2 protein-coding genes are annotated in these 2,487 nt (G+C 36.7%); both read left to right on the forward strand.

The features are described 5' to 3' along the window. Nucleotides 1-652, forward strand: a 652-nt coding sequence (locus tag ACFQ1O_RS07065) for a T9SS type B sorting domain-containing protein (protein ID WP_377714780.1), incomplete at its 5' end; no start/stop codon positions are given. Nucleotides 653-911: 259 nt separating this feature from the next. After that, nucleotides 912-2,487, forward strand: a 1,576-nt coding sequence (locus ACFQ1O_RS07070) for a choice-of-anchor L domain-containing protein (protein WP_377714782.1), incomplete at its 3' end; no start/stop codon positions are given.

Here is a 2,487-nt window from a genome sequence, read left to right on the forward strand (position 1 = left end):
ATGGTCGTTTAACGGTGTAGAAATTCCAGGAGCAAATAGTAGTACTTATACGGTAAGCCAAGCTGGAGATTATAGTGTTACAGCATCTGGACCAACAGATATGTTATGCCAAAACTCAGCTACTGCTACAATTAGTATTTCTGCTAGCCCTGCTACCTACAACGCTACTGTTACCACTAATGCATTTGCTGGAAACCATGTAATTGAAGCCACTGCAACATCTACTGTACCTGGAGTTACTTTTGAATATAGCTTAGGTAATGCTGCAGGACCTGGAGACACTTTCCAGAGTAGCGGAACATTTACTGATGTAAACCCAGGACCACATGTAGTATGGATTAGAGACACCAAAGGATGTGCACTAGTAAGTTACCCTGTTTTTGTAATTGATTATCCGCATTTCTTCTCTCCTAACAGCGATGGAGCTAATGACACTTGGATGATTCACGGTATAGATGGTATTCCAATCTCGCAGATTTACATCTTCGATAGATTTGGTAAACTATTAAAACAATTAGATCCTGATGGAGCTGGTTGGGATGGTACCTATAATGGTAGCCCTATGCCTTCTACAGATTACTGGTTTAAAATTATATATATAGAAAACAATCAGCAAAAAGAATTTAAAGCTAACTTCTCGCTTAAAAGATAAATAACATTCTTTTAGATGAAATAAAAACCACTATTAACAAATAGTGGTTTTTTATCATTAATTACATAAAATAAAACATATTATTCATAAAACGATAAAAAGTGCTATTGTAATTATATTTAGTATTTCATCTAAAAAAACAAGCTATTGGTCGATTATTTGAAGCCATATGAGTTAATTATGAGTTCAAAAAAAGTTGTTATCAATTGTTAATAAGGTATTTTAACGATGATTTTTACACAACCTTAACTCACAATTAATGAAAAAGTCACTATTATTAATTGCTTTTTTTATAAGCTCGATTTGTTTACACTCACAAAATATTGATGTTAACCCAACTGGTACTCCTGAGTCATCAATGACTTTAGAGCAACTAATCGAAAATGTTTTTTTAGGTCAATCTTGCGCAACTGTCACTAATATCACATCTGTCTCCAGATCAGATGTAAGAGCTTATGATCAAAATATTGATCCAATAACTAATACGGCAAAAAGCTTTGCTTATTTTACATATGCAGGAGCAAACTTTCCGATAGACCGAGGTATCATTCTATCTAATGGAGCAGCTACAGAAACCGAAGGAGGCAATACCTATAGAGACTTAACTGGTTTAGTAAATAGTGGTTGGCCAGGAGATGCAGATTTGAAAACTATTTTAGATAATAACATTGCAGGTAACGAACAAACATATAACGCTACAATTGTTGAGTTTGATTTTACTCCTTTGGACAATGTATTTAGTTTTCAATATCTTTTTTCTTCTGAAGAATACACTAAAGGTTTAGAAGGTGGATTCGAATGCACCCCTACTTATCAGGATGGTTTTGCCTTTATACTATCTGGTCCAGGTATCCCTAATGACCCAGGAATAACTGGAACAAATATTGCAGTGCTACCTGGAGGTCAAATTGTGTCTTCTGGTACAATTAGAAGCAATGCAGGTGGTTGCCCTGCTGTAAATACAGCTCTATACAATAGCCCTGGCAATGCAGCAAATCCTATTAATTTTAATGGGTGGACCGACTTGTTAACTGCATCTCACGCGGTTACACCTGGAACAACCTACCACATGAAAATGGTTATTGCAGATAGAGGTGATGAAACATTAGACTCTGCTGTATTTTTACAAGCAAGTCCTCCTTCATCTATTACTGTAGATTTAGGAAACGACATAAATGTTTGCTCAGATAACTTCCCTACTACATTAACTGCGACAACAACTGGAACCAATGCTTCTACTAATTACTCATGGCTATTTAATGGCACAACAATAGCTGGTGAAAATAACCAAACATATAATGCAACTCAACCAGGAACCTATACTTGTTATATTACTCAGGGAAATCTATGCGCTACAGATAACATTACAGTTTCTTCTATACAAGCTCCTAATGCAGGTAACAACGGTAGTTTAACTATATGTACTGGAACAACAGTTACAGCTGCTCAATTATTCGCTGAATTAGGTGGAAACCCAGACACTGGAGGTTCATGGACTCCTGCTCTTGCAGGCTCAGGTACATACACTTACACAGTAACTGGAACAACCCCTTGTAATAACGATATGGCTACAGTAACAGTAAACGACACTTTACCAACAGCCAATGCAGGATCAGATGGAACCATTACTTGTACAACAACAAGTGTACAAATAGGAGCTGCTTCCGCTGCAGGATTCACCTATTCATGGTCGCCAGCAACAGGTTTAGATGATGCTACGATCTCGAATCCAACATCAACAGCTGCAGCAACAACTACTTATACCTTAACAATTACTGAAACAGCAACAGGTTGTACAGATACTGATGATGTAACAGTAACAGTAGATAGTGGTT

Origin of the sequence: Pseudofulvibacter geojedonensis (genome assembly GCF_042675745.1) — a bacterium.
GTDB lineage: Bacteria > Bacteroidota > Bacteroidia > Flavobacteriales > Flavobacteriaceae > Pseudofulvibacter > Pseudofulvibacter geojedonensis.